The 24,363-nt window shown below is 52.2% G+C and carries 19 protein-coding genes and 1 tRNA gene; 9 read left to right on the forward strand and 11 right to left on the reverse strand.

The genetic code is table 11. The features are described from left to right. The 4 genes from GDA54_02670 to GDA54_02685 form a co-directional block, all read left to right on the forward strand. A partial coding sequence (locus tag GDA54_02670; protein MBC6497210.1) for a hypothetical protein occupies positions 1-4,590 on the forward strand: 4,590 nt, incomplete at its 5' end. Positions 4,591-4,790: 200 nt separating this feature from the next. Further along, positions 4,791-6,314 carry an aldehyde dehydrogenase family protein gene (locus tag GDA54_02675; protein ID MBC6497211.1) on the forward strand — a complete coding sequence of 508 codons (1,524 nt, stop codon included), beginning with the start codon at positions 4,791-4,793 and terminating at the stop codon, positions 6,312-6,314. Between the two features lie 123 nt (positions 6,315-6,437). After that, positions 6,438-6,899, forward strand: a complete 462-nt coding sequence (locus GDA54_02680; GenBank protein MBC6497212.1) for a DUF779 domain-containing protein — start codon at positions 6,438-6,440, stop codon at positions 6,897-6,899. 156 nt (positions 6,900-7,055) lie between these two features. Next, positions 7,056-7,775, forward strand: a complete 720-nt coding sequence (locus GDA54_02685; protein ID MBC6497213.1) for a transcriptional regulator — start codon at positions 7,056-7,058, stop codon at positions 7,773-7,775. Here the strand turns inward: GDA54_02685 and GDA54_02690 are convergent. Continuing rightward, positions 7,772-8,350: a DUF3280 domain-containing protein gene (locus GDA54_02690; protein ID MBC6497214.1), complete on the reverse strand. Its 579-nt coding sequence runs from the start codon at positions 8,348-8,350 to the stop codon at positions 7,772-7,774. The two genes, GDA54_02685 and GDA54_02690, sit on opposite strands and share 4 nt — an antisense overlap. Positions 8,351-8,516: 166 nt before the next feature. Here GDA54_02690 and GDA54_02695 point away from each other — a divergent pair, with 166 nt between their 5' ends. Continuing rightward, on the forward strand, positions 8,517-9,311 hold the full coding sequence (locus GDA54_02695) for a hypothetical protein (protein MBC6497215.1): 795 nt from the start codon (positions 8,517-8,519) through the stop codon (positions 9,309-9,311). A gap of 15 nt (positions 9,312-9,326) precedes the next feature. After that, on the forward strand, positions 9,327-10,136 hold the full coding sequence (locus tag GDA54_02700; protein MBC6497216.1) for a site-specific DNA-methyltransferase: 810 nt from the start codon (positions 9,327-9,329) through the stop codon (positions 10,134-10,136). Between the two features lie 30 nt (positions 10,137-10,166). Here GDA54_02700 and GDA54_02705 read toward each other — a convergent pair. After that, positions 10,167-10,256: transfer RNA gene (locus GDA54_02705), tRNA-Ser, on the reverse strand. A gap of 219 nt (positions 10,257-10,475) precedes the next feature. Between GDA54_02705 and gyrB the strand changes: the two genes are divergently transcribed. Together gyrB and GDA54_02715 are read left to right on the forward strand one after the other, a co-directional pair. After that, a complete protein-coding gene (gyrB, locus tag GDA54_02710; GenBank protein ID MBC6497217.1) occupies positions 10,476-12,950 on the forward strand; it encodes a DNA topoisomerase (ATP-hydrolyzing) subunit B in 2,475 nt (824 codons plus the stop codon). Positions 12,951-12,973: 23 nt separating this feature from the next. Further along, entirely contained in the window at positions 12,974-14,884 is a 1,911-nt protein-coding gene (locus GDA54_02715; GenBank protein MBC6497218.1) for a PBP1A family penicillin-binding protein, read from the forward strand. Here GDA54_02715 and GDA54_02720 read toward each other — a convergent pair. Further along, positions 14,881-15,585: an SCO family protein gene (locus GDA54_02720; GenBank protein MBC6497219.1), complete on the reverse strand. Its 705-nt coding sequence runs from the start codon at positions 15,583-15,585 to the stop codon at positions 14,881-14,883. The genes GDA54_02715 and GDA54_02720 overlap by 4 nt on opposite strands. A 24-nt stretch (positions 15,586-15,609) precedes the next feature. Beyond that, positions 15,610-16,422: a uroporphyrinogen-III C-methyltransferase gene (gene cobA / locus GDA54_02725; protein ID MBC6497220.1), complete on the reverse strand. Its 813-nt coding sequence runs from the start codon at positions 16,420-16,422 to the stop codon at positions 15,610-15,612. Positions 16,423-16,444: 22 nt separating this feature from the next. Between cobA and GDA54_02730 the strand changes: the two genes are divergently transcribed. Further along, complete coding sequence (locus GDA54_02730) at positions 16,445-17,056, forward strand: ankyrin repeat domain-containing protein (protein MBC6497221.1); 612 nt, start codon at positions 16,445-16,447, stop codon at positions 17,054-17,056. A 33-nt stretch (positions 17,057-17,089) separates the two neighbouring features. Here GDA54_02730 and GDA54_02735 read toward each other — a convergent pair whose 3' ends face one another. From GDA54_02735 to GDA54_02765, 7 genes are all read right to left on the reverse strand, one after another. Next, positions 17,090-19,012, reverse strand: a complete 1,923-nt coding sequence (locus GDA54_02735; GenBank protein ID MBC6497222.1) for a cobaltochelatase subunit CobT — start codon at positions 19,010-19,012, stop codon at positions 17,090-17,092. Positions 19,013-19,118: 106 nt separating this feature from the next. Next, complete coding sequence (locus tag GDA54_02740) at positions 19,119-20,180, reverse strand: AAA family ATPase (protein ID MBC6497223.1); 1,062 nt, start codon at positions 20,178-20,180, stop codon at positions 19,119-19,121. 15 nt (positions 20,181-20,195) lie between these two features. After that, on the reverse strand, positions 20,196-20,909 hold the full coding sequence (locus GDA54_02745) for a pyridoxal 5'-phosphate synthase (protein ID MBC6497224.1): 714 nt from the start codon (positions 20,907-20,909) through the stop codon (positions 20,196-20,198). Further along, the gene (locus tag GDA54_02750; protein ID MBC6497225.1) at positions 20,882-21,859 is read right to left on the reverse strand and encodes a ketoacyl-ACP synthase III; all 978 of its coding nucleotides are present in this window, start codon (positions 21,857-21,859) and stop codon (positions 20,882-20,884) included. The genes GDA54_02745 and GDA54_02750 overlap by 28 nt, the downstream gene beginning before the upstream one ends. Next, the gene (gene plsX, locus GDA54_02755) at positions 21,859-22,923 is read right to left on the reverse strand and encodes a phosphate acyltransferase PlsX (GenBank protein ID MBC6497226.1); all 1,065 of its coding nucleotides are present in this window, start codon (positions 22,921-22,923) and stop codon (positions 21,859-21,861) included. The genes GDA54_02750 and plsX overlap by 1 nt, the downstream gene beginning before the upstream one ends. Before the next feature lie 99 nt (positions 22,924-23,022). Then, positions 23,023-23,235, reverse strand: a complete 213-nt coding sequence (rpmF, locus tag GDA54_02760; GenBank protein ID MBC6497227.1) for a 50S ribosomal protein L32 — start codon at positions 23,233-23,235, stop codon at positions 23,023-23,025. A 112-nt stretch (positions 23,236-23,347) separates the two neighbouring features. Further along, the gene (locus GDA54_02765) at positions 23,348-24,358 is read right to left on the reverse strand and encodes a nitronate monooxygenase (GenBank protein ID MBC6497228.1); all 1,011 of its coding nucleotides are present in this window, start codon (positions 24,356-24,358) and stop codon (positions 23,348-23,350) included. Between the last annotated feature and the right edge of the window lie 5 nt (positions 24,359-24,363).

The following is a 24,363-nucleotide window of genomic DNA, read 5'->3' on the forward strand; positions in this document are numbered from 1 at the left end:
TATGTCTATAACATTGGGGAAGATGGCTGTGAGCGTCAGAGTGCGTGTGAGGGGTTAGGCTATCGTATTGTTGCGAGCGCGTGCGTTGCGAACCTTGCAACAAATTGTACGGGGTCGCAAGGCTTTACGATGGGGCGGTGTATTGCGCCTACGAGCGCCTCCCATTGCGCTAATCGTGCTGGCGCTACCTATGTCTATAACATTGGGGAAGATGGCTGTGAGCGTCAGAGTGCGTGTGAGGGGCAAGGACGTAAAGTGTCGTCCCATGCGTGTGTGGCGAGCGAGGCTCATGATTGTGTCGGCATGCAAGGTTTTGAGAATGGGCGCTGTATTGCGCCAAGCACGGCAACCCATTGCGTTGCGCGTGGTCTTGTTCTTAATGTGGAGGGGAACGGATGTATCTTAAGCACCGTCTGTGAAGGAGCTGGCCATCAATTGGGGAAAGAGGGCCATGTGGGCAGATGTGTTCTTGCCTCTCTTCCCCAAGTTAATTGTCATGCTGACGATGAAGAGAGCGTTCCTAGCAAGGTGTGCGCCGATATTTTTAAGGGGCGTTGTATTCTTGTTAATCAAGTCTTGGCGCGTGACAGGAAGAGTTGCGATAAAGGGGATGAATGTAAGGCTCAAGGCTATAAGGTCTTAGACAATGCATGCGTTGCAAAAGCTGCTGGTGATTGCACGGGGACTCAAGGTTTTGCCGATGGCAAGTGTATTATGGCGCGCCAAGCGAGTCATTGTGTTCCTCGAGGGCTGGTGCTCAATAAGATGAGCGATGGTTGTGAGGCGAATACCGCATGTGAGGGGCAAGGCTATAAGGTCTCAGACAATGCATGCGTTGCAAAAGCTGCTGGTGATTGTACGGGGACTCAAGGCTTTGCTGATGGCAAGTGTATTATGGCGCGCCAAGTGAGTCATTGTGTGCCTCGAGGGTTTGTGCTTAATAAGATGGGCGATGGTTGTGAGGCGAATACCGCATGTGAGGGGCAAGGCTATAAGGTCGTCGATAACGTATGCGTTGCAAAAGCTGTTGGTGATTGTACGGGAACTCAAGGTTTTACCAATGGCAGGTGTATTATAGCACGCCAAGTGAGTCATTGTGTGCCTCGAGGGCTGGTGCTCAATAAGATGGGCGATGGTTGTGAGGCGAATACCGCATGTGAGGGGCAAGGCTATAAGGTCGTCGATAATGCATGTGTCGCATCACAGCCTCGGGATTGTCGTCATCATCAAGGCTTTGATGATGGCAAATGTATCACGCCCAGCAAGGTCGCCCATTGTAAAGCATATGGTGATGGTACAGGCGCAAAATTCGTCTTGAGCATTGAAGGAAACAAATGTCAGACGCCTAGAGAATGTCAATCTAAAGGGTATAGGCCACAAGGATACACGTGTGTGCGCGCAACGCTGTCCTATTGTGTGAGTTATAGGAATTTGGGCTTTGATGTAGACAAGGGAACATGTATCGTTCCACAAAAGACGGCTGACTGCCAACACGAGCCGGGCTTTGTCGTCACGAGGTTAGGGAGCGGATGTCAAACCGAGAGCGATTGCCTTGACGAGGGCTACAAGATTACAAACGGGATCTGTGTCGTAAAAACGGGACAAGATTGCGCGACCATGGAGGGCTTGAGAAGGGGAAAATGTGTCGCACCGCGTGTCGCTCAGGACTGCGTTAATAAGGGGAACGGCTTTATTCTCAACAGGCAAGGCAGTGGTTGCCAAACCAACGAGACGTGCGTGGGCGATGGCTACAAAGCGCATGAAGGCGCTTGTGTGGACAACGTGGCAGCTGATTGCTCAGGGCACGATGGTTTTACAGCGGGTCGATGTATCGCCCCCACCCAAGCATCCCATTGCACGCCTCGCCAACGCGTCTTGAATAAGGTAGGTGACGGCTGTATAAAACAAAGTGCGTGTGAGAAAGCAGGCTACAAGGTCGATGCGCATGTATGCGTGGCACAAAACGCTAGCGATTGCCAAAGCAGCCATGGCTTCGATAAGGGGCGGTGTATCAGTAAGCCTTCTGCCGAGCACTGCCAGAATGTCGGACGATTCCATCATAACAGCATGTGTGTCGTCCTGTGTCCGGGGGAAACCCTCGCCACACAAGAGCACGGGGTCTGTATCAAGGCATCGAAGAGTACCTATGCCTCTCGTCCTGCTGAGATCGCCGTACGCTGTACTGCTAGCGGGAAGCTGCTCAATCCCGATGAGACGGGGTGCTGGACTCACGCACGGTGTTACCATGGGGGATATGTCACCAAGAGAGTCGCTGTCGATACGTCTCAAGGACGTCAGAATGTCAATTCTTGTCTCTCGCCACCATCCACCACACGATGCACGGGAGATAGGGGTTTCAATGCGCCGACGCTAAAATGTAAGACCAATACAACCAACTTTGTCGATTGTGTCGTCGTCGACGGTAAAGTGCTCCAGAGTGATGGCACGGGATGTCAAACGCAAGAGTCATGCAAACTGGCGGGCTATGTGTTAAAAACAAGGGTAACAAATGGTCGCCATATACCAATCCAGTGCATTGTGCCAAGTATCCTTGCTTGTAGCGTCAAAGGGCGTTTATTGCGCGAAGGGCGGTGTGTCCTCAAGACAGCACAGGCATGCAAGAACGAAGGTGGCGTCTTACGTCTCGATAAGATGGGCTGTCAAACAACAGCAGCCTGTCGCTTGGCGGGCCACAAGATTGCTGAGGATTCTTGTGTCAAAAATACCAAACAAGAGTGCGCAGGCCTGGGCGCTTCCTTCAAGCAAGGGGCATGTGTCATCACAGCTGCCACAACCTGTCAGATGCTTGGGGGTGTGCTCCAGCGTGATGGGACAGGGTGCATGACAGAGGGCCAGTGCACGGACGAAGGATATAGCCTGAAAGGGAGTGATGGAGCTTTACAATGCTCTCCCTTTGCCTTGGCGGAAGATTGTTACACAGGAACAACATGGGTTCAAGGGCGATGCCTTCCCAATGTCTCATCAGTCTGCTATGGACGCAATCTCCAGATACTGCAAAGCGATGGTGTCGGCTGTCAGAGCGCAGAGATGTGCACACAAGAGGGAGGCGTCGTTGTCGCTCATGAAGGTCGATGTGTCGCCAGTGGGCAACAGAGTGATGTCACGCTCAGTGCCTCCGCGCCTTCCTATGGCGGTGCTACCTTGTGGGGAGTCTCTGCCACGCCAGCGGGTGTCGCGCCACCAGAGTCGCCTGTGCTACGCGCTGACGGGTATGTTGGGCGCGCAGAGTCATGTGGGTATGACGGCATGCGGTTGATCTTGAGCAAACGTCAAGGCGACCTCTGTTCCGATGCGCATATCCCCGTCATCGATGGAGATGGACATATCCATGCTGAAGGCTTGGCGCGTTTAGGAAAAATCCACTTGAGCCGAGCGTTTGGCGATGCGTTGAAGAACGAACTGATGGGCTTGACGTTATTCGATGCGTTGGATAGGCCTTTTGCCGCCAACGATCCCCATAATCCCTATGGGGCGAGCATGCGCCTATCACATCTCAGTGCGCGGTCGACAGAACGTGTTGATCTTCATGAGCGTCTCCATATGATGACCTATGGTACGGGACGTCATGCTCTTGACAGACAGCATGTTTGGGAACATAAGGGACATAAAGCATCCTTTGCCTACGCCTTACCCGGCGACCGATATGGCATAGAGACCATATTGCAAGACCAGCAAATACGTTTTGCCACAACACTATCGCCTTCTTTCAATGGAACGAAGGGCAAGGTGCAATTCCACAGCATGTATGGAGTCTCTATGGGGCATGCTATCGGGTTGGGTTTCGATGACGGGACAGCACAAACGGCCTATGCTATGCTGACGGACGATACGTCCTTTCAAGCGCCCTATCTTCGCCTTGCGAGCGGTGGCATGGCGGGCGGGATGCACTATGTCTTAGACAATGGACAGCGCTTGGGGTTTGTCATCGGTCACGGCACAGCCCTACGCGACGATGGCTCTTTTGTGGAAGGTGACTCGCCAAGTGAAACGGCCGTGGCAGGCATGGTTGAATATGCTCTTTCGCCTCAATGGATGATGCATGCGGGCTTCTTACGAGAACATAACGCCGTTTTGTCGTCCTCTGGTGACGGCATGTTTGCCCTCGATAAAGGGAGCATGACGACATTTGTCGGCATGCAAGCACAACACGCTTTGAGCGATGCATGGTATGGCTTGGCAAGTGCCTATGTGGGACGGACAGAATACGCCGCCGATGGAGAGGGATTGGTCCAAGGGATAGACGTTGTAACATCCTCTTTTGATATGGGCCTTCTACGCCGTCGCCTGTTCTCTGAGCATGACCATATTTTCCTACGTATTGGCCAGCCTATGCGAGTCGAGAAGGGCACATTGAACGTACGTTATGTGAACCAACCCTATGGTGGTGGCGAGCAACGTTTTAATATGACACCGCAAGGGCGTCGCATGGATATCGGCTTGACCTATGGCGTCTTTTGGACGGAGACCATGCGTGTGATGATGGGCGTGGATTACATTGTTGATGAGGGACATAAAGATGGTGGGCGTGACGAACTCTTTGGCATGGTCTCTGTTCAAGGCATTTTTTAGGGCGAAAGGACGATAAAAAGCATAGACCATGCATAAAAAGTTGGCAATCCAGAGCATTGAGCTCTATAGTGGACGAGGGGCATATAGGTGAGAGGATGTTGAAAAGAAGCCGCAAGAGAGCCGTATAAGGACGCAAGGGGGGATGCATGTGGTGTTTTGAGCATGCTCTCAGGATTTAACTTTACGCGGAGGATAATCCTATGAAGTTAAGTGATGCGTTACAGCAGGCGGGACAGAGCCTGTCTGTGAAGGACCGCTACGACAACTTCATTGGTGGCAAGTGGGTAGCCCCAAAGAAGGGTCAGTATTTCGATAATCCAAGTCCTATCAATGGCAAAAAGATGTGTGAGATTGCGCGCTCCACGTCTGAGGACATTGAGGTGGCATTGGATGCGGCACATAAGGCGGCAGATGCTTGGGGGCGCACCAGCATAACAGAGCGTTCGACTATCTTGAACAAGATAGCCCAGCGCATGGAGGACAATCTCGAGCAATTGGCGTTGGTTGAGAGTTGCGACAATGGCAAGCCCATACGTGAGACTCGCCTTGCCGACTTGCCTTTAGCGATAGACCATTATCGCTATTTTGCGGGATGTATTCGTGCTCAAGAAGGGAGCATTGCCGAGATAGACAAGGACACCATCGCCTACCATTATCACGAGCCCTTGGGCGTGTGTGGGCAGATCATTCCATGGAATTTTCCGCTCTTGATGGCGACGTGGAAGCTTGCGCCGGCGCTCGCTGCGGGGAATTGTGTTGTCTTGAAGCCTGCCGAGCAAACACCGATGAGTATCATGGTGTTGATGGAGCTGATAGCGGACCTCCTTCCCGAGGGTGTTGTCAATGTGGTCAATGGTTTTGGCACAGAAGCTGGCAAGCCCTTGGCGTCCAGTAACCGTGTGGCGAAGGTTGCTTTCACGGGTGAGACGACGACGGGTCAGTTGATTATGCAATATGCCTCTAAGAATCTGATTCCCGTGACGTTGGAGCTTGGTGGCAAATCGCCTAACATTTTCTTTGCCGATGTCATGGCGGAGGATGATGCCTTTTTTGATAAGGCGTTAGAAGGCTTTACCATGTTTGCTCTTAATCAAGGCGAAGTCTGCACATGTCCTTCCCGTGCGCTCGTCCATGAGTCTATCTATGACAAGTTCATGGACAGGGCCATTGCCCGTGTCAAGCAGATCAAGCAGGACAATCCGCTCAACGATGACACGATGTTGGGTGCTCAGGCCTCTAACGATCAATTCGAGAAGATTAAGTCTTACCTCGATATTGGCAAGAAGGAGGGTGCGGAGGTTCTTGTTGGTGGTGATGTTACGACTTTGGGTGGCGAGCTTGCCTCTGGCTATTACATTCAGCCGACAGTCTTTAAAGGCAACAACAAGATGAGAGTCTTTCAGGAGGAGATTTTCGGTCCTGTTGTCTCAGTGACGACCTTTAAGGATGATGCGGAGGCTCTTGCCATTGCCAATGACACGTTGTATGGCTTGGGTGCTGGCGTGTGGAGTCGCGATATGAATCGCGCCTTCCACTTTGGCCGCAACATCAAGGCTGGGCGTGTATGGACGAATTGCTACCATCTCTATCCGGCCCATGCGACCTTTGGTGGTTACAAGAAATCCGGCATTGGCAGGGAGACGCACAAGGTGATGTTGGAGCATTATCAGCAAACCAAGAACATGCTGGTGAGCTACAGCCCCAATGCGTTGGGATTCTTTTAGTTCTCAATGTGGCTTATGGAGGGGGGTATGGGGGGCGTCCGTCGTGAGGGTCTATGTGGGGCATGGCGGTGGGGGTGTAGGAGGGTATTCTGTGAGGGTGTATCGTGATGAAGGAGACGTCTTATGGTTGGGAATGTATCAGAGAGGGGCAGGACATCGAGCAATAGGGTGAGTCGCGTTGAGATAAGCGAGGAAGCGGAGCGTTTGGTCAACATATTGCGCGAGATGCATGGTCCGTTGATGTTTCACCAATCGGGTGGGTGTTGTGATGGCTCGTCGCCTATGTGTTATCCGCGCGATGAGTTCATGGTGAGTCATCAGGATGTCTTTTTAGGCATGATAGCCGATTGTCCTGTCTATATCGCTGCTGACCAGTTTGAGTATTGGGCGCATACCCATTTGACGATCGATGCGGTGGAAGGGCGCGGGGGCGGTTTTTCTTTGGAGTCTCCAGAAGGCTATCGTTTTTTGACTCGCTCTCGTGTCTTTACGGAAGAAGAGACAAAGATATTGAATGCCTTAGGCCCGCCTCCTCGGGGCGATGAAGTGGATATCGAGGGTGTGTCTGTGGTTGAAGCCAATTGATGTGATGCGCGATGCTTTGGGCAGGCGTGGCAATTGGCAGGCCGTGGCGTGCTATGTGATGTGGCACGTATAAGGGGCGCGCTCATTTTTTCTTCCTCCGAGATTGGAGAGCGTATGTCAGTATGCCACGTCATGTGTCATGGATGACAATCCTTCATGTGTGCGATGATGGCCGGACGCTATTCTATTATTTATGCGGATCCCCCTTGGGACTATAAGGGGCAGTTACAGCATAATGGTGCGGGTGGGCGTGATACGGGGGGTGCGTTAAGGCATTACCCCACCATGACGGCACAAGAGATGGCGTGTTTAGACATTGGGCGGTATGCGGCAGATGATTGTTTGTTATTTTTATGGGCGACGAGTCCCCATTTAGACCAAGCCATTGATTTAGGGAAGAATTGGGGTTTTTCTTGGGCGACGGTGGCGTTTGTTTGGGATAAGGAGAAGACGAATCCGGGCTTTTATACGTTATCGCAATGTGAGTTATGTTTAGTGATGAAGCGTGGGCGTATTCCTATGCCTCGTGGGGCGCGGAATATGAAGCAGATGGTGAGGGAAAGACGCCGTGCGCACTCGACCAAGCCTGACGAGGTACGCCGCCGTATTGAGGGTATGTTTCCCCGTCACAAGCGTTTAGAGCTCTTTGCTCGGGAACGGCATGCGGGATGGGATTGTATCGGGCGGGAGACGGGGGATATATGGCGGATAACGACAGAAGGGGTATGTGCCTATCGTTCGTTGTTAGCGCAACGCAAGGCGTCTCTTGACAGAGAGTTGGCGCGTCTTGATATGTTGCATGGCTCTGGGGCGTTGGTGATGATAAATAATCGGTCGGGTGTCAGCCTTGAGGGTGGGGCTGAGCGTGGCTCCTAGGGCATTTCGCCGCGTATGCGTTTTTCGCGTTCTTCTTTGAGCTTGGGGTCTTCGAAGACGCGATTTTTGAGGAGCCACAGGGCGCTTCGTGTCCATGTTTGGTCTGTATTCCCTCGGATAGCGGCGCTGTATTGTCCTGTGAGTTGTCCGCTATGGGTATCTCTCAGATAGAAATTGATATTGAGGATAAGGTTACTGACTTTTTGGATAAGACATCCCATAGAGACATCGGCGCCAAGCTGGAGGGCGACTTCAGCTTCACACCCTGGGCATTCGCGGAACAAGCCTTCGGCGGCGAATCGTGCGTGGGGAGAGTCCAATTCATTGGCGCGTGATGTATCAACGAGGTCATAGACGTGGCGTCTTTTAATATCCTCGATAATAATATCGGTGATAAGGTCAAGGCGTTTTGTTTGCGCGTGCAGAATATCGGGGAGTTGCCCGCCTGATGTATCGAAGAGCTCACACTTAAAGACGGCGAGTTTTGGTTTTTCCTGTGCTTGTGCGACATGGGCTACAGCAGGGGGCACAGCAAGCACGAGCATAAGGGCGATGACGAGGATAAAGCGGTCCATGGGACAGGCGAGATAAGAGAGAACGGATAGGAACGCTCACCAGCATAAGGCCATTCCCCATCCTTTGCAAGCCATCCTAGCCGACAGGGTAGGGACAAAGAGTACCATACTCCTAACAGAAGGGTATGATATGCTATACGGCGTATAATCTATGTGGGATGATAGGATGACAAGACGTAAAGAGGGACTATCGAAGAAAAAACAAGTGTTGGAGGCACTTTTTCAACATTGCTTGGAGCAAGGAGATATGACGTTCGGTAATGATGTCGTGAATCGTATTGCTAAGGAGAAAGGCTTTAAGAATCACTTTGATGCGGTGAAGATAGATAGGCGAGAACTTCTTCCCGACACGCTCATGGAGCGTGATTATGTTCTTGCCCATGTGGGGGGTGGTTACCATCAATTCATCAAAGGTGTCGATGTATGGTATCATTCCTTCGAGGGCATAGCACCCCATGAGCGCAAAAAGTGGGCTTATAGACCCAGTATCCTCAATCACGTCAATGACAGCGAGAGCAACATGATTTCAATGTGTTTCAATCAACGCGTCACCTACGATTTTCTCTATAATGATACGAGCGCATCTCCTCTCAGCTATAATGCCCATAGGACAAAGATGGACGTGCGTTATTATGTGAAGGGTGATCTGCCCATTGAAGGAAAAAGGGTGCAGGTGGAAATTGACGCCACTTATGAACATGATGGCGTTGTCACCGTTTTAGAGGCAAAAAATGGATTCGGTGATAATTTTTCTCTATATCAATTGTTTCATCCCTATCTTTACTATAGAGGCATACAGAAGAATGATGAGCGGATTAAGGCTATCAATTGTTGTTACCTGTTGGGGAGCAAGGATAAAAAGATGGTGCGTTTATATCTTTATGATTTTAGGGATGACGAGCGTATAGGGTCGATACGCCTTCTTAAGAAGGCAGAGTATCAGCTCGTGCATGGGCGATAGAGGTTTGGTCACATCATGGCATTTCCCGTATCCTATAGAAACAAGGTCATTCATGGGGATGTTATGGAGACATTGCGTCGCCTTCCCGATGAGTGTGTGGATATGGTCTATGGCGACCCCGATTATAATGTGGGGGTTAATTATCGTGGGCGTTCTTACAAACGTTGTTGGGAGTCTTATATGGCATGGTATGGGAAGCTTGCATCGGAGTCTATGCGGGTGCTGAAGAAGGACGGCAATGCCTTTTTTTTGAATTATCCCAAGCAGAATGCCTATTTGCGTGTGTGCCATTTAGACAAGATCGCCTATGATGTCCAAGATTATGTGTGGGTTTATCATACGAATGTGGGGCATTCTCCCAGACGTTTCACGACGGCGCACCGTTCCATCTTGCACGCCCGTAAATCGAGCAAGAATCGGTTTTATAAGGAGCACGTCGCTATGCCCTATAAGAATCCCACAGATAGACGGATCAAGGCACGTATAGCCGCTGGTCATAAGGGAGCAATGCCCTATTCATGGGTGTTTCATCATTTGGTGAAGAATGTTTCGAAGGACAAGACAATTCATGCATGTCAAATTCCGTTGGGTTTGGTGGAGCTCTTGGTGAAGGCAAGCACAAAAGAGGGTGATAGCGTCTTTGTGTTGTTTGGTGGCTCTGGTTCTGAGGTCGTGCGCATTCAGGAATTGCGGCGTCTTTTCCTTTCTTGTGAAATCCACAAGGATTATCACGAGATGATACAAGACAGACTTGCCAATCAAGGCATCATCGCTCCCCAATATCGCCTGCTTGTCCAGATGCGTGCGGAGAAACATCGCCCATAACATGGCGTGATGTTATGGAGCGCGCATGTGTGGCGGATGGGGTGGGATTCGAACCCACGAAGGGCTTGCACCCTTGCTGGTTTTCAAGACCAGTGCATTCGACCACTCTGCCACCCATCCTCTCCTCTTTCCCCCGCCTGTGCCATCCCCGCCACATGTGCCACCCGCGCCTATGAACTCTTACTCTATAGGACATTGATACCCATGACAGAAGGATTTTTTACGGGAGAGAGACATAGACGCATGGCACAGAGTGCCTTATAAGAGAGGGAACAGAAACCTGTTGTTCTTACACACGTCTATACAGCCATTAATTATCAGTCGCAGATTGTCCCCCTTATGGTGCCGAGCAATTCCGTCCCTCACGTCAAGCAAGCGAGCGTCCTCGACAACTATGACGCCCAATCCATAAAAGTCTTACGTGGGTTAGAGGCGGTGCGTCGCCGTCCCGGCATGTATATTGGTGATACTGATGATGGCTCAGGCTTGCACCATATGATTTATGAAGTCGTCGACAACGCCATTGACGAGGCGTTAGCCGGGCATTGCGACAACGTCACTATCACCCTATCCCATGATGGCGCTGTTTCTGTGGAAGATAACGGACGCGGTATCCCCGTCGACATCCATGAGGAAGAGGGGATTTCCGCTGCCGAAGTCATCATGACGCAACTTCATGCGGGCGGAAAATTCGACCAAAACAGCTATAAAGTGTCGGGGGGATTACATGGCGTTGGTGTTTCTGTCGTCAATGCCTTATCCCGACGCCTAGACCTCACCATATGGCGTGATGGCAAAACATATGAGGCATCGTTCGCACGAGGCACAACCCATAAGGCTCTGACAGAGACCGGCGATGCTGGCGATAAGAGGGGAACGAGAGTCTGTTTCCTGCCAGATGATGCTGTGTTCTCTACATTGCGTTTTGATGATAAGGAGATTCTTCACAGGCTACGGGAATTGGCGTTTCTCAATGCTGGTGTGACCATCACATTCATTGATAGGCGGCAAGGAAAAGAGAAAAAGGACGTCCTTCATTATGAGGGGGGGCTCAAGGCCTATGTCGCCTATCTCGACCGCAATAAAACGCCTCTCCATGATGAGATCTTATATGGAAAGAGCACGCGCGACGGCGTCCAGATAGAATGGGCGGGGCAGTGGACCGATAGTTTCCATGAGAATAGCCTATGCTTTACCAATAATATCCCGCAACGGGACGGAGGAACGCACATGGCAGGCCTTCGAGGTGCTCTCACCCGCGTTGTCAATGGCTATGTCAGTGAGCATGGCTTGCTTAAAAAAGAGAAACTCGCCTTGAGTGGGGACGATGTCAGAGAAGGGCTGACATCTGTTATCTCGGTCAAGCTGGTCGACCCAAAATTCTCCTCCCAAACGAAAGAGAAACTCGTCTCGTCAGAGGTGCGTCCCATTGTTGAGTCTGTCGTGGCGGAACAGCTCACCCATTGGCTGAATGAGCATAGAACCGCCGCGCGCAGAATCGTGGCGAAAACCATCGAGGCAGCGCGCGCACGCGACGCCGCAAGGCGGGCAAGAGAACTCACAAGACGCAAAACGGCTATCGATATATCATCTCTCCCCGGAAAATTGGCGGACTGCCAAGAGCGCGACCCCTCGCTGAGCGAACTCTTCATCGTCGAGGGCGACTCCGCTGGCGGCTCTGCCAAGCAAGGACGCAACAGACGCAACCAAGCCATTCTCCCCATACGAGGAAAAATACTCAATGTGGAACGCTCACGATTCGACAAAATTCTCGCATCGAGCGAAATCGCCGCCATCATCACAGCTGTCGGGTGCGGTATCGGCTCTGGTGATTTTAACATCGAGAAAATACGCTATCATAAAATTGTCATTATGACCGATGCCGATGTGGATGGAAGTCATATACGGACATTGCTCCTCACGTTCTTTTACAGGCATTTGCCTAAGCTTATCAAGGAGGGGCATCTCTATATTGCCCAGCCTCCCCTCTATCGTGTGTCTAAGGGGCGGGCGTCCGTTTATATCACAGATGAACGCCGTTTGGATGACTATCTCATCGATGCCATTGCCGATAAATCTGTTTTGCATGGCAAAAAAATAGGGAGTATCTCAGGGAAAGAGCTACGTGATGTCTTGGCACGATGTCGCGCCTTTCGACATTATGTTGAGAAGGTGGCACGTCCCATTGGCAGTCGTGACATGGTTGAACAAGCCGTGCTGTTAGGGATTCTCACGGAGGAGACATTCCGTTCGACGTCCAACGCGAAAGCGTCTGGAGAACGCTTGGCACAACGTATGAAGGAGAGGCAGTCTTATGGCACAGGCGAAGACACAGGCGCTGATTTCAAGGTTATCAACCCAACGAACAAGGGCTTTCAGCTCAGTCGCGTCATACGCGGCGTGCCAGAAGTCTTTTCTGTGGCACCAGATATTCTGTCCTACATAGACGAGGTTGTGTCGCCTGATGACCAAGCGGGTGTCACAGCCATGCGCTCTGTTGCTGACGAGCCATGGCAGATAGAGATAGAGGGCGCGACTATGTCCGCTCCCTCTCCTTGTGCCTTGATGGATATTGTCATGGAGAAGGCGACTAAAGGCTTGGCGGTGCAACGTTACAAAGGCTTGGGAGAGATGAATCCAGAGCAATTATGGGAGACGACCCTTGACCCAGAGGCGCGAGTCTTAAAGAAAGTGCGCGCAGAGCATGGTGAGGAAGCCGACAAGATCTTCTCTACCCTCATGGGCAATGCGGTCGCGCCGAGGCGGCGCTTTATCGAGGAGGGCGCTTTACGAGTCTCAAATTTAGATGTGTAGGCGCACAGAGTGTATCACCGGCCATGGTTTTCTTCTTAAAATGGGCGATACGCGCGACACCTTTTGTTTTGTTGTTGGGGATGGGGGCGTTTGTCTATTATGCCTATGATCTTCCAGCTATGTCCGACATGGGGGATACCACGCAGGAAGAGAACCCTTCTTTATTATTCTTGGATGCGCAAGGCAAACCCTTAGCGGTGAGGGGAGGTGAATTCTATAGTCATCCCGTGCGCTGGCAGGATTTGCCACAATCCCTTATTGATGCCGTGCTGGCCACAGAGGATAGGCGCTTTTTTCAGCATCCGGGATGGGATTGGCGGGGTATCGTGCGCGCCTTATGGGCAAATATACGGGCAGGGGCGATCGTCGAAGGGGGAAGCACCATCACCCAACAATTGGCAAAAAATATGTTCTTGTCGCCAGAACGCGATGTCAGGCGTAAGGTGCAAGAATGGCTTCTTGCTCTCCTTCTCGAACTGAAATACAGCAAACAAGAGATTTTCACCATTTATCTCAATAGGGCTTATATGGGCAATGGCATATGGGGCGTGGGAGCAGCGTCTTTGTTGTATTTTGATAAGCCTGTTGCTCACCTTGACCTCTATGAATCGGCTCTGATGGCGGGCTTGTTGCGAGCGCCCTCCAGATATTCTCCCGCCAATGACCCAGAGCGCGCCCATGGGCGCACCCGTCAGGTATTACGCAATATGGTTGATGATGGACGCATCGACCATGAGACAGCAGAGCAGCTCGCATCGACTCGTTATCCCCCAAAGCCTCAAGTGATGACAAAAGACCATGTGCATTACTTTATTGATTGGCTTATGAACACCCATATAGCCGACATGGTGGGTGAGGTTGAAGAAGACATTATCATTCACACGACCCTTGATAGCGCCATACAGGATAAGGCGTCTCATGCGGTGGCGCGCATGCTCCATCGGCATGGAGAAAAAAAACATATCGAACAAACATCCGCCCTTGTGATGAGCCCGAATGGCGCTGTGAGAATGATGATAGGAGGCGCTAACTACCAAAAGAGCAAGTTTAATCGTGTCTATCAAGCCTTTCGTCAGCCCGGCTCTGCCTTTAAACTCTTCGTGTATTTAGCGGGATTAGAGGCGGGGATGGGAGGCGATACAAAAGTCCTTGATGCGCTCTTTGACCTTGGCGGATGGATACCAAAGAATTTCAAGGATACGTACCATGGAGAGGTTTCTGTGCGCTATGCTCTCGCCCATTCACTGAATACGGTGGCGGTGCGTGTGAGCGAATATGTGGGAAGAGAGAACGTCATCGCTATGGCGCGGCGATTGGGTATCACATCCCCGATACAGGAACATCCGTCCATCGCCTTAGGCACAGCTGGCGTCAGTTTGTTAGAATTGACATCCGCTTATGCCACATTAGCCCATGGCGGCGCCTATGTCCAGCCATGGGGAATCACCCTTATCCGTTCCCGTACGAGGAACAAAGTCTATTATCAGCATGACATCGCCGACAGACATGATGTCCTCAATGATAAGGATGTTGAGTCCATGAACGCCCTCTTAGCCTATAGCGTTCAGGAGGGAAGTGGCACGCATGCGCAGATGGGGAGGGCGGTGGCGGGAAAAACAGGAACAAGCCAAGCTTTTCGCGATGCTTGGTTTATCGGTTATACAAAAGATTACGTGGGCGGTATATGGATGGGGAATGACAAGGAAGAGCCCATGGACAGAGTCACGGGGGGAAGCCTGCCTGCCCAATTATGGCGTGATATTATGACCCATGCCCATGATGGCTTTCCTCCCCATAAAACGTTTGGAGTCCACACGCCAAGAACACCCGCACTAGAGCGGTTGCCATCGGATGAGCCGCCATCGAATGAGCCCATGTCCCATCCTCCTAAGGAGCAGACAATCGATGCGCTGATGGATAGGCTCGGCCTTTAGGAGTCGATGGTGCGCATGACAGTCTCGATGAGTGTCTGCACCGAGTCGTCATGGGAAAAATAGGTTATGAGCCTGTTGTCTGGCGCTTGGAGATAGATAAAACTGCTGTGATTCACGCCATAGCCTTGCATGGCGTGGTGTGCGTGACTGTCGTGTGTGTGGCTTTCCTGTTTTTGGTGATGATGGTGCTGTGTCTCCTTCGTGTTATCGGCGGGATTATCCACATACACCTTAAAAATCTCGTAGACGTGGTCTAGCTCTTCATGGCTTCCTGTCAGCATGAGGATGTCTGGGGCGAAGGCTTTGCGATATTCCTTGAGGCGCGATGGCGTATCCCGCTGGGGGTCTACGGTGATGAAGAGTGGAAGGATTTTTTCCCTTGTGGTGGCGGGAATCTTCTCAAGCATGGCCGTCATGGAGGAGAGGGCGATGGGGCAGACATCGGGACAATGGGTGAAGCCAAAAAAGACGAGTTTATAGCGTGCGCCTTTGTCGTCGAAGGTGTGGCGTGTGCCATGATGGTCTATAAGGGAGAATTGTCCTTGTCCGATGGCGCTATGGCCTTGTCCCATGTGCGCCCCCATGTGTTTCATGTCTCCTTCTGTGTTTGACATGAACAAGAGCAAGCCTGTGCCAAAGACGAAGGCCACAGCGAGCCCAAGGGTGAGAGCGTGGAGCATCTTACGGGATAATAGGGACATGGTACTCTATAGATGTTTGTAGGGCTAACGATGAGTCGACTCTCTCTTCATATAATCCTTGATGATGGAACGCAAGCGAATTATCGACCCAATGATGACGAGGGCCGGTGTGTCATACAGGCTTGGGTCTATGGTGAGACACTGCTGGAGTCTTGTCTCTGTGATTTTTTCGTTGGCGCGCGATGCGTTCTCGATAATAGCGACATGGTCTTGGGGTGAATATCCCATGTCTATCAGTTGTTGGGCGATGGCGCGCAGTTGGTGCATAACCATATAGAGGATAAGCGGTGTCTTCTCGAGGATATGGCTCATGGGCGCTGTCTTATCTTGTTGGAGGGTCGCTGTGGCAAAGGTGATGGCGCTATGATGGTCGCGATGTGTGAGGGGGATGGCGGCGTTGGCACAGGCAGCGAAAGCGGCGCTGATGCCTGGGAGGATACGGATACGTATTTTTGCGCGGGCGAGGGCGATGGCTTCCTCACCGCCACGCGCAAATAAGAGGGGGTCGCCTCCCTTCAGACGTAGGACGCGTTTGTTCTTCTGCGCTGCCTCGATCATCTGTTGGTGGATATCGACTTGGTCACAAGAGTCTTTACATCTGTAGCGTTTACCCGTTAGAATGACGCGTGTCTTTTGTGGCACAAGGGCGAGGATGTCGTTGGTGATGAGGGCATCATGGAACATCACATCGGCATGCTGGATGGCGTAGAGCGTTTCGAGGGTGAGAAGGTGGGGGGCGCCCGGTCCCGCACCAGCAATCCACACATCGCCTTTGTGAAAAGGAACAAAGGGCACAGGGAGAGCATTGAGGGCATCAGTGATGGAGGTCGATGACATGAGGAATGGGCTCGTGTGTGTGATGACATGTCTGAGGAGACTCTTGTCTTGTCTTCATGGTCTCTTTATACAGAAGATGGCGTTAGGAGGGCTATCCCTGTTGACGTGTCTGTTGCTTGGGATGGGCGAGGCTGGTGGCGGTGAGCGCTTTGAGGATTTACAATTTTGGAATATGGTGCGTGCGGGCAAGACGCAAGATATTATTCGCTTTGTCGAGGGTGGTCGGTCCTTGAATCGTCCTGACAAGGCGGGCATGACGCCTTTATTATATGCGGTGCGCCTGAAGAATTATGATATGCTTTCCTATATTTTGGAGAATGACGTCGATGTTGATTATGCGGGTCCTACCGGCGATACGCCTTTGATGCATGCGGTGCGCGATGGCGAGTCCGTCATGGTGGCCATGTTGTTGGAGTCGGGGGCGGATATTGATGGGCAGGATCGCTATGGCGTGACGCCTTTGATGAAGGCGGTGGAGCGAGGTGATATGGCGATGGTGGAGCTCTTGTTGGCGAAGGGGGCGGACATATCCATTGCCGATTATACCGGGCGTGATGTGCTTATCTATGCTGGCGACCAACGAGACAAGGCAATTTATCACCTTTTGCGAGAGAAAAACGGCATGGCGCGCTGAATCCTCGTGGGGAGAATCGTGACGAGGGCAACGTCAATAGGACGCCATGCCTGTTGATGGGCGTCTCGAGGAAGGACTCTCTGTGCGCTGTCGCTTATGGGGGGAGATATCGAACAAGTGGGCGAGCTCTTGGGTGAGGACGGGGGCGAGGGAGTCCACATTATCGATGGTGATATTATGGGTGTAATAGCGTGAGACATCGTATCCTATGCCGATGGCGAGGAGCTCAACGGGTGATGATGTCTCTATCCAGCGGACGACATGGGTGAGGTGCTGTTCTAGGATGTGCGTGTGATTGGCGGAACATGTCGAGTCATCCACAGGCGCGCCATCAGAGATAACGATGAGGATACGTCTTTCTTCATGGCGTTTTTTGAGTCGTTGATGTGCCCACAGGAGCGCCTCGCCATCGATATTTTCTTTGAGGAGGCCATCGCGGAGCATAAGGCCCAGGTGGGTGCGTGCCCTTCGCCATGGCGTATCAGCATGCTTATAGATAATATGGCGGAGTTGGTTGAGTCGTCCCGGGTTTTCGGGACTTTGTTGGCGAATCCACTCTTCCCGCGTTTTTCCGCCTTTCCATGTCACGGTCGTGAAGCCTAGAATTTCGACTTTAATGGCACATCGTTCGAGAGTCCGTGCGAGAATGTCGGCACAGAGGGCGGCGACGGTGATGGGTCGTCCGCGCATAGAGCCTGAATTGTCAATAAGGAGTGTCACAACGGTGTTTTTAAAAGGGTGCGCGCGCTCTTCTTTCCATAGGGTTGTATGGTGGGGGGTAGCGACTAAGCGTGCGAGATGGCTGGCATCGAGGAGTCCCTCGTCGCGGTCGAATTCCCACCAGCGCTTTTGCTTTGCCATGAGTCTCCGTTGTAAGAGTTTGGCAAGGCGGATAATAAGATGGTCTGAGCCTTTGCCTCGTTTATCCAAGAGCACGCGTAGCTCAGTCAGTTCTGTGGGTGCGCAGAGCCGCTGGGCGTCAATGACTTCATCGAAGGCGTGGGTGAAGATGCGGTAGGGAGGCTCAAGGCGGTCGGTGGGGGGTGTGCGGGGTGTCTGTTGGCCATGGGTTGTGTCCTTCGTGTCCTCGTCGACATCATCCCCTTGTTCGGGGGTGTCATGGGGGATGGGGGGCGTGTCGTCAGGGCTCGGCTGAGGCTGATGGCTGTCGCTATGGGCGGGTGGCGGCGTCCTTATCTGTTCGTTTTGGATGTCGGGTGGTGTCTCTTGGGATGAATCGTGATGCTCTGGTGCATGCTCTTGCTGGTCTTGAGGTGTGTCTTTGAGGAGCGCATGGATGAGGGCGAGGGCACTATGGGCATAGCGCTCTTGATGGCCTTGATAGCGTGGGAGGGCGATGAGCTGTTGGTAGACATCTTCTGGGAGGGATTGTTGGGCGAGGGCGCGCATTGCTTCGCATAGCTGGCGTGTCTGCGCGTTGAGGCTGGCGGCATGGAGGCGGAGGACGCTCCCGAGCATATGCTGGAGGTCTGGCGGCAGCGCGCCTTGCATGTGTGAGGGCGGGTATGAGAGACTATCGATATTGACGCCGACACCATGGAGGTGGCGACGCCCTTGGAGGATGATACGTTCTTGCTCGAGCCTATCGAAGAGGCTTGCCTGTTCCTCTTGTTCTGGGCGATGGCGTTGGTGGAGGGCGTGGTCGTGCCACTTATGGACGAGGGCGTAATAGTCGCCTTGTCCCCGTAACGCCATAGGGGCGGTGTCATGGCTGTAATGGAGGGTGAAGGAGGCATGGTCGGAGTCCGTCGCATGGTCGATATGGTGGGGGAGGAGCGGCCTTTCTGTCTGCCCTAAGAGGGAGACATGGACATGCCATGGCGCTTTGGCGGTCTGGGAGGCATAGACGCCCTTGTGCGCATGGGGCCTGCCTACAGCGCGCATGGTCGCTGCCAACATCAATTCGATGGAGTCGGGGTCTTTCAGTGTCATCACATGCTCTGGACGATGGGACTATAGAGACGATAAGCGCCCTCCCCTCCCATGTAAAGGCTTTTATACCCTCTTTTGTCATAAGAGTCGCCCCTCGCCCCCTCACACTCTATGATGGTGTGGATGGTGTGCCACGTTTTTTGCGTGGGGGAGACGTTTTTGCGCTCTTTGTGATGGTCTCATGTCGTTCTTCTGCTGTCGATGGCGTCATGGGGGCAAGGAGTTCGCTATCGAAGCATCGTTGATAATACTCGGCAACAAGGACTCGTTCTTCTTCATCACAGCGATTGAAGAAACTCAAACGAAAGGCCATGTCCTTATCGGAGAAAATCTCTATATTGCTCAACCATGTAATAAGCGTGCGCGGCGACATGAGCGTCGATAAATCACCAGCGCGAAATCCCTCACGGGTAAGATGTGCCATCTCTATCATGGAACGCAACAATGCTCTGCCTTTTTCTGTCTCGTAATGAGGCGCTTTCGCCAGTAAAATCTTGAGCTCTTGCTCTATAGACAGATAATTCAAGAGACAGACAATATGCCACCTATCCATTTGTCCTTGATTGATTTGTTGAGTCCCATGGTAGAGCCCTGTAGAGTCGCCAAGCCCTATGGTATTGGCGGTGGCAAAGAGGCGAAAAAATCGATGCGGTGTGATGACACGATTTTGGTCCAGTAAGGTCAGGCGTCCATCGCTTTCTAACACCCGTTGAATGACAAACATGACATCGGAGCGTCCCGCATCATATTCATCGAACACCAACGCCACGGGGTGTTGTAACGCCCATGTCAAAATCCCCGGCTGAAACTCTGTCACTTGCTTGCCATCACGCAAGACGATACCATCTTTGCCTATCAAATCGATACGGCTAATATGGCTATCCAAATTCACGCGCACACAAGGCCATCGAAGGCGCGCTGCCACCTGTTCGATGTGGCTCGATTTGCCAGTGCCATGAAAGCCCTGTATCATGACGCGCTGATTATGCATAAATCCCGCTAAAATCGCTAATGTCGTCAATTCGTCAAAGCAATAACGTTCATCAATCTCAGGACTATGCTCGTGGGGTTTCGAAAAGCATGGGCATGTCAGGTTACTCTCGATACCAAAGGCTTGTTTCACCGACAGAGTCGTATCGGGGGCATGGTCGCTCGTCAAAGGAATAGTCATGGGGCGGAGAGGGTCTTAGGGATAGAGGAATTGGTGATGCCACGGGTGATGGGGGGTGGGACGGATATAGAGGCAACGCTCATGAAGGCGCGCCTCTCCTTGTCGCCAAAATTCTATGGTCAAGGGCGTGAGACGCCACCCTATCCACCCCCCACAACCCATAGAGACATGATAAGGGGGACGGGTCACATTTTGTCCCGTAAAATGCCGTTCATAGTGATGGACACGTTGTCGTAAAGAGGACTCGTTATCGAGAGGACGCGATTGCAGGGAACTCCACGCCCCTATCTGGCTGGCCCGAGGGCGCGATGCAAAATAGTCATCCGCCTCTTTCGATGGCACAAGGGAGACTGAACCTTCTACACGTACCTGACGCCCATGCGCCTGCCAGTAAAAACATAAGGCGCCATGCCCATGGTGGCGTAGCGCCATGCTCTTTTCGCTCATCCCATCCGTATAAATATCGAAGCCATGAACGCCATATCCCTTAAGAAGCACCATCCTCACTTGAGGAAGTCCTCGCCTATCCACCGTCCCCAACCCGCATAGATTCTCCTCTTGTCCATCATCTCGACAGACATGACACCATTCTTCATACCACGAACGAAAGAGCGCATAGGGGTCATCATCCTTCCCCATCCCATAAGGGTGACGTCCCCCTTCACCTTCCTTATATCCTTTGTGTGGGGGCGGTTGAGACATCAGAAACGCAAGAGACTCGCCCCCCATGTGAGCCCTCCACCGATGGCTTGAATCAGCAAAGTCTGCCCCCGTTGTATCCTACCATCCTCTATATATGTGCTCATGACGAGAGGAATGGACGCCGCTGACGTGTTGCCATGGCGCTCGATGGTGACAGCAAGTTTCTCTTGACCAATACGCAAACGCTTCCCTAATGCTTGGACGATACGCATATTGGCCTGATGGGGAATGAGCCAATCCACCTGCTCCATCGCCATATGGCACGTCGAGAGAGCCTCCAGCGAGACATCCGCCAAACGCTCCACCGCCTTCTTGAACACATCACGACCATCCATACGCACCAAACCAATGGTGCGCGTCGAGGACACGCCTCCATCCATGTGTAAGGACGCCCTGTCCCGCCCATCGGCGCGCAAGACAGAGCCTATCACCATAGAACTCTTGTCCTCTTCTTCATCACGTTCATAGGCTTCCAAGATGATCGCCCCCGCCCCATCCCCAAATAAAACACATGTGGAACGATCACTCCAATCAATAATCCTGCTACATATCTCAGCGCCAATGACTAAACATGTGCGACATACACCAGCCTTTATCAAACTATCGCCTATGGTGAGCGCATGCAAAAATCCCGCACAGACCGCTTGCACATCAAAGGCCCCCGTCACACCAGCGCCTAACTTCTCTTGCACACGCGACGCCGTCGATGGGAACGTATAATCTGGTGTCGTCGTCGCCACAATGATCATATCCAACATCTCTGCTGATAACCCTGCCGATGTCAACGCATGGCGTCCCGCATGGGTGGCGAGGTCCGACGTCGACTCTGAGTCATCGGCAATATGACGCTGTCCTATGCCCGTCCTTCCCCTTATCCACGTATCGGATGTGTCCATCATGGTCGACAAATCATCATTTGTCAGCACCTTATGCGGGAGATAATGCCCATGCCCAATGATACGACTGGAGACGACCATCACGCACCATCCTTGTCTTTATGACCTTGTGAAACGCCGTGACGGGCCGACTCAATGCTCGCGCTATGGGCATCCAGAGCAGATTTGAGTTTTTCATTATAGTTATCGCGCAAGAGAGCACAGGCAACCTCGATGGCATTGGCAAAGCCAAATCCATCCGTGCCGCCATGGCTTTTGACGACAACGCCATTCAAGCCTACCAACATCGCCCCATTATACAAGCGAGGGTCTAAACGTCTCTTCATACGTTTCAATGCCGGCATCATGAAAAAGTATCCCATCCTCGAGATAAGGGACGAACGTAACATCCCTTCTAGATAGCTCTTAAAGAGCAACGCGCCTCCCTCCAATGTCTTCAAGGCGACATTCCCGCTAAAACCATCACTGACAACGACATGGACGGTCCCTCGACTAATATCATCACCTTCCACAAAGCCATGAAAATGGATACCGCTCTCTTTGTGACGCAAAATGTCTGCCGCCTGACGTAGCTCTTCATGGCCCTTTGTTTCTTCCGAGCCCACATTGAGCAACCCCACAACGGGTGTCTCTAACCCTAGGATATGGCGCGCATAGACATCACCCATATAGGCAAATTGTATCAAATTGTCGCTATCGCAATGGACATTTGCTCCTAAATCGAGCATGAGCGATTCGCCACGCATGGTCGGCATCAGAGCAATAATGGCAGGGCGGGTGATATTTGGCAACATACGCAAGACAACTTTTCCCATCGCCATGAGCGCCCCCGTATTTCCTGCCGACACAACGCCACTGGCTTTCCCTTGTTTGACAGCTTGAATGGCTTGATACATCGATGTCTTGCGCCCCTGACGCAATGCCACAGAAGGCTTAGCCTCGGTAGAGACCACGTCTGGCGTATGGACCATAGAAAGACGCGTCTCTTTTGCTATGTCGCCTCCATACACCGCGCGCAGACGCTTCTCGTCGCCATAGAGCAAAAAAGATACATCAGGCAAACGACTCAACGCTGTGGCGACGCCCTCCAACACAATATCAGGGGCGTTGTCGCCCCCCATGGCATCAAGGGCTATCGTGAGCATCGCACTCTATCACCCACAAAGACCCTTATGACGAATCTTAAGGAAAAATCGCACATACGTTCCATAGAGATAACACACCCATCCATGGGGGTTGCCCTCCTATGATAGGTTGCTCCCTTCTGTCTCTTGTTCGCGTTGGCGTCTGACGATAACCTGACGGCCTCGATAATAGCCACAATGGGGACACACATGGTGAGGCGCTTTGAGCTCACCACAGTGGGGACATTCGACGCTCAAACGTGGCACGAGTGAGTCGTGGGAGCGACGCATGTTGCGTTTAGATACTGTCGTCTTACGTTTAGGAACGGCCATTCTTCACATCCTATCATGCTCTTTACAACCATCGCCATGGGCGCCCAGCCCAGACGTTCGCCATGGGAACAAGGAAGGCTATGTCATTGCGCCGATAAAAGCAAGTGTTTCTTTAGCCCATCTCGCCAACCAAGCGGTCAATGATCGCCTGTGTTGACTCGATGCCCTTCACCATGCCGACCGATTGTCCCGCCATCAGAGAGCCATAATCCACATCGCCTTCGATGACGGCTCTTTGTAGCGCCCCCGCCCAAAATCTCTCTATGCGTAAAATCGCCTCCATCTTATCGATGTCCCCCTGTTCATAGGCATGGATGGCGTTTTTTTGCGCCTCGAGGAAATCTTTTGTCGCCTTGTTCGCTAAGGCGCGCACAGGCATCACAGGGAAGGCGGCATCCAACTGGGGTGATGGTTGCGCATCGCGCGCATTGGCAGAAATGAATGCCTGTTTGAACTTCTCATGGGCAATGGACTCCTCAGCGCAGACAAAACACGTTCCCAATTGCACGCCACTAGCGCCCATATCGATATAGCGCGCAATCATAGAGCCATGTCCGATACCCCCCGCCACAAAGACGACCTCCTCGTCAAGAAAGGGAAGAATTTCTTGCGCTAACACCGTCGTTGACACAGAGCCAATATGCCCACCCGCCTCCATGCCTTCTAAAATCAAGGCATCAGCGCCAGAACGTAAGAGCTTTCGACCAATGGCAAGGGAAGGCGCAAAGGCAAGGGCATGGACATGCGCGCGCACGCGTTTGAGCATGCTCGATTTCGGCATGCCACCAGCAAACGCCATATGGGTTAAGCCTCCTCCTGCCGATTCTTCCAAACAAACCGATAGAAGAGACTCGATCTCAGGATGGGCCAAAATCACATTCACACCAAAGGGCTTCTCGGTTAAGGCTCTTGTCTTCTTGACCTCCTCACGCAATTGGGATGCATTCATCGCCCCTGCCGCCAGCATGCCAAAGCCACCGGCATTAGAGACAGCAGCGACCAAATGGCACTCTGAGACCCACGTCATGGCGCCAGATATGATGGGATAGCGCACGCCTAAATAATTGGCGCCGCGCCGCCAATTCTTATGCTCTGTGTAGGAATTCGTTAGAGACGCGCACATAGAAC

The sequence above is a fragment of the Alphaproteobacteria bacterium GM7ARS4 genome, assembly GCA_014332745.1.
Taxonomy (GTDB): domain Bacteria; phylum Pseudomonadota; class Alphaproteobacteria; order GM7ARS4; family GM7ARS4; genus GM7ARS4.

Excerpts from the sequence above, each read along its gene's own strand:
- GDA54_02675 (MBC6497211.1), top strand. The coding sequence starts at position 4,791 with ATGAAGTTAAGTGATGCGTTACAGCAGGCGGGACAGAGCCTGTCTGTG.
- GDA54_02680 (MBC6497212.1), top strand. The coding sequence starts at position 6,438 with ATGGTTGGGAATGTATCAGAGAGGGGCAGGACATCGAGCAATAGGGTG.
- GDA54_02685 (MBC6497213.1), top strand. The coding sequence starts at position 7,056 with ATGTGTGCGATGATGGCCGGACGCTATTCTATTATTTATGCGGATCCC.
- GDA54_02690 (MBC6497214.1), bottom strand. The coding sequence starts at position 8,350 with ATGGACCGCTTTATCCTCGTCATCGCCCTTATGCTCGTGCTTGCTGTG.
- GDA54_02695 (MBC6497215.1), top strand. The coding sequence starts at position 8,517 with ATGACAAGACGTAAAGAGGGACTATCGAAGAAAAAACAAGTGTTGGAG.
- GDA54_02700 (MBC6497216.1), top strand. The coding sequence starts at position 9,327 with ATGGCATTTCCCGTATCCTATAGAAACAAGGTCATTCATGGGGATGTT.
- gyrB (MBC6497217.1), top strand. The coding sequence starts at position 10,476 with ATGGTGCCGAGCAATTCCGTCCCTCACGTCAAGCAAGCGAGCGTCCTC.
- GDA54_02715 (MBC6497218.1), top strand. The coding sequence starts at position 12,974 with ATGGTTTTCTTCTTAAAATGGGCGATACGCGCGACACCTTTTGTTTTG.
- GDA54_02720 (MBC6497219.1), bottom strand. The coding sequence starts at position 15,585 with ATGTCCCTATTATCCCGTAAGATGCTCCACGCTCTCACCCTTGGGCTC.
- cobA (MBC6497220.1), bottom strand. The coding sequence starts at position 16,422 with ATGTCATCGACCTCCATCACTGATGCCCTCAATGCTCTCCCTGTGCCC.
- GDA54_02730 (MBC6497221.1), top strand. The coding sequence starts at position 16,445 with ATGACATGTCTGAGGAGACTCTTGTCTTGTCTTCATGGTCTCTTTATA.
- GDA54_02740 (MBC6497223.1), bottom strand. The coding sequence starts at position 20,180 with ATGACTATTCCTTTGACGAGCGACCATGCCCCCGATACGACTCTGTCG.
- GDA54_02745 (MBC6497224.1), bottom strand. The coding sequence starts at position 20,909 with ATGGGGGGCGAGTCTCTTGCGTTTCTGATGTCTCAACCGCCCCCACAC.
- GDA54_02750 (MBC6497225.1), bottom strand. The coding sequence starts at position 21,859 with ATGGTCGTCTCCAGTCGTATCATTGGGCATGGGCATTATCTCCCGCAT.
- plsX (MBC6497226.1), bottom strand. The coding sequence starts at position 22,923 with ATGCTCACGATAGCCCTTGATGCCATGGGGGGCGACAACGCCCCTGAT.
- rpmF (MBC6497227.1), bottom strand. The coding sequence starts at position 23,235 with ATGGCCGTTCCTAAACGTAAGACGACAGTATCTAAACGCAACATGCGT.
- GDA54_02765 (MBC6497228.1), bottom strand. The coding sequence starts at position 24,358 with ATGTGCGCGTCTCTAACGAATTCCTACACAGAGCATAAGAATTGGCGG.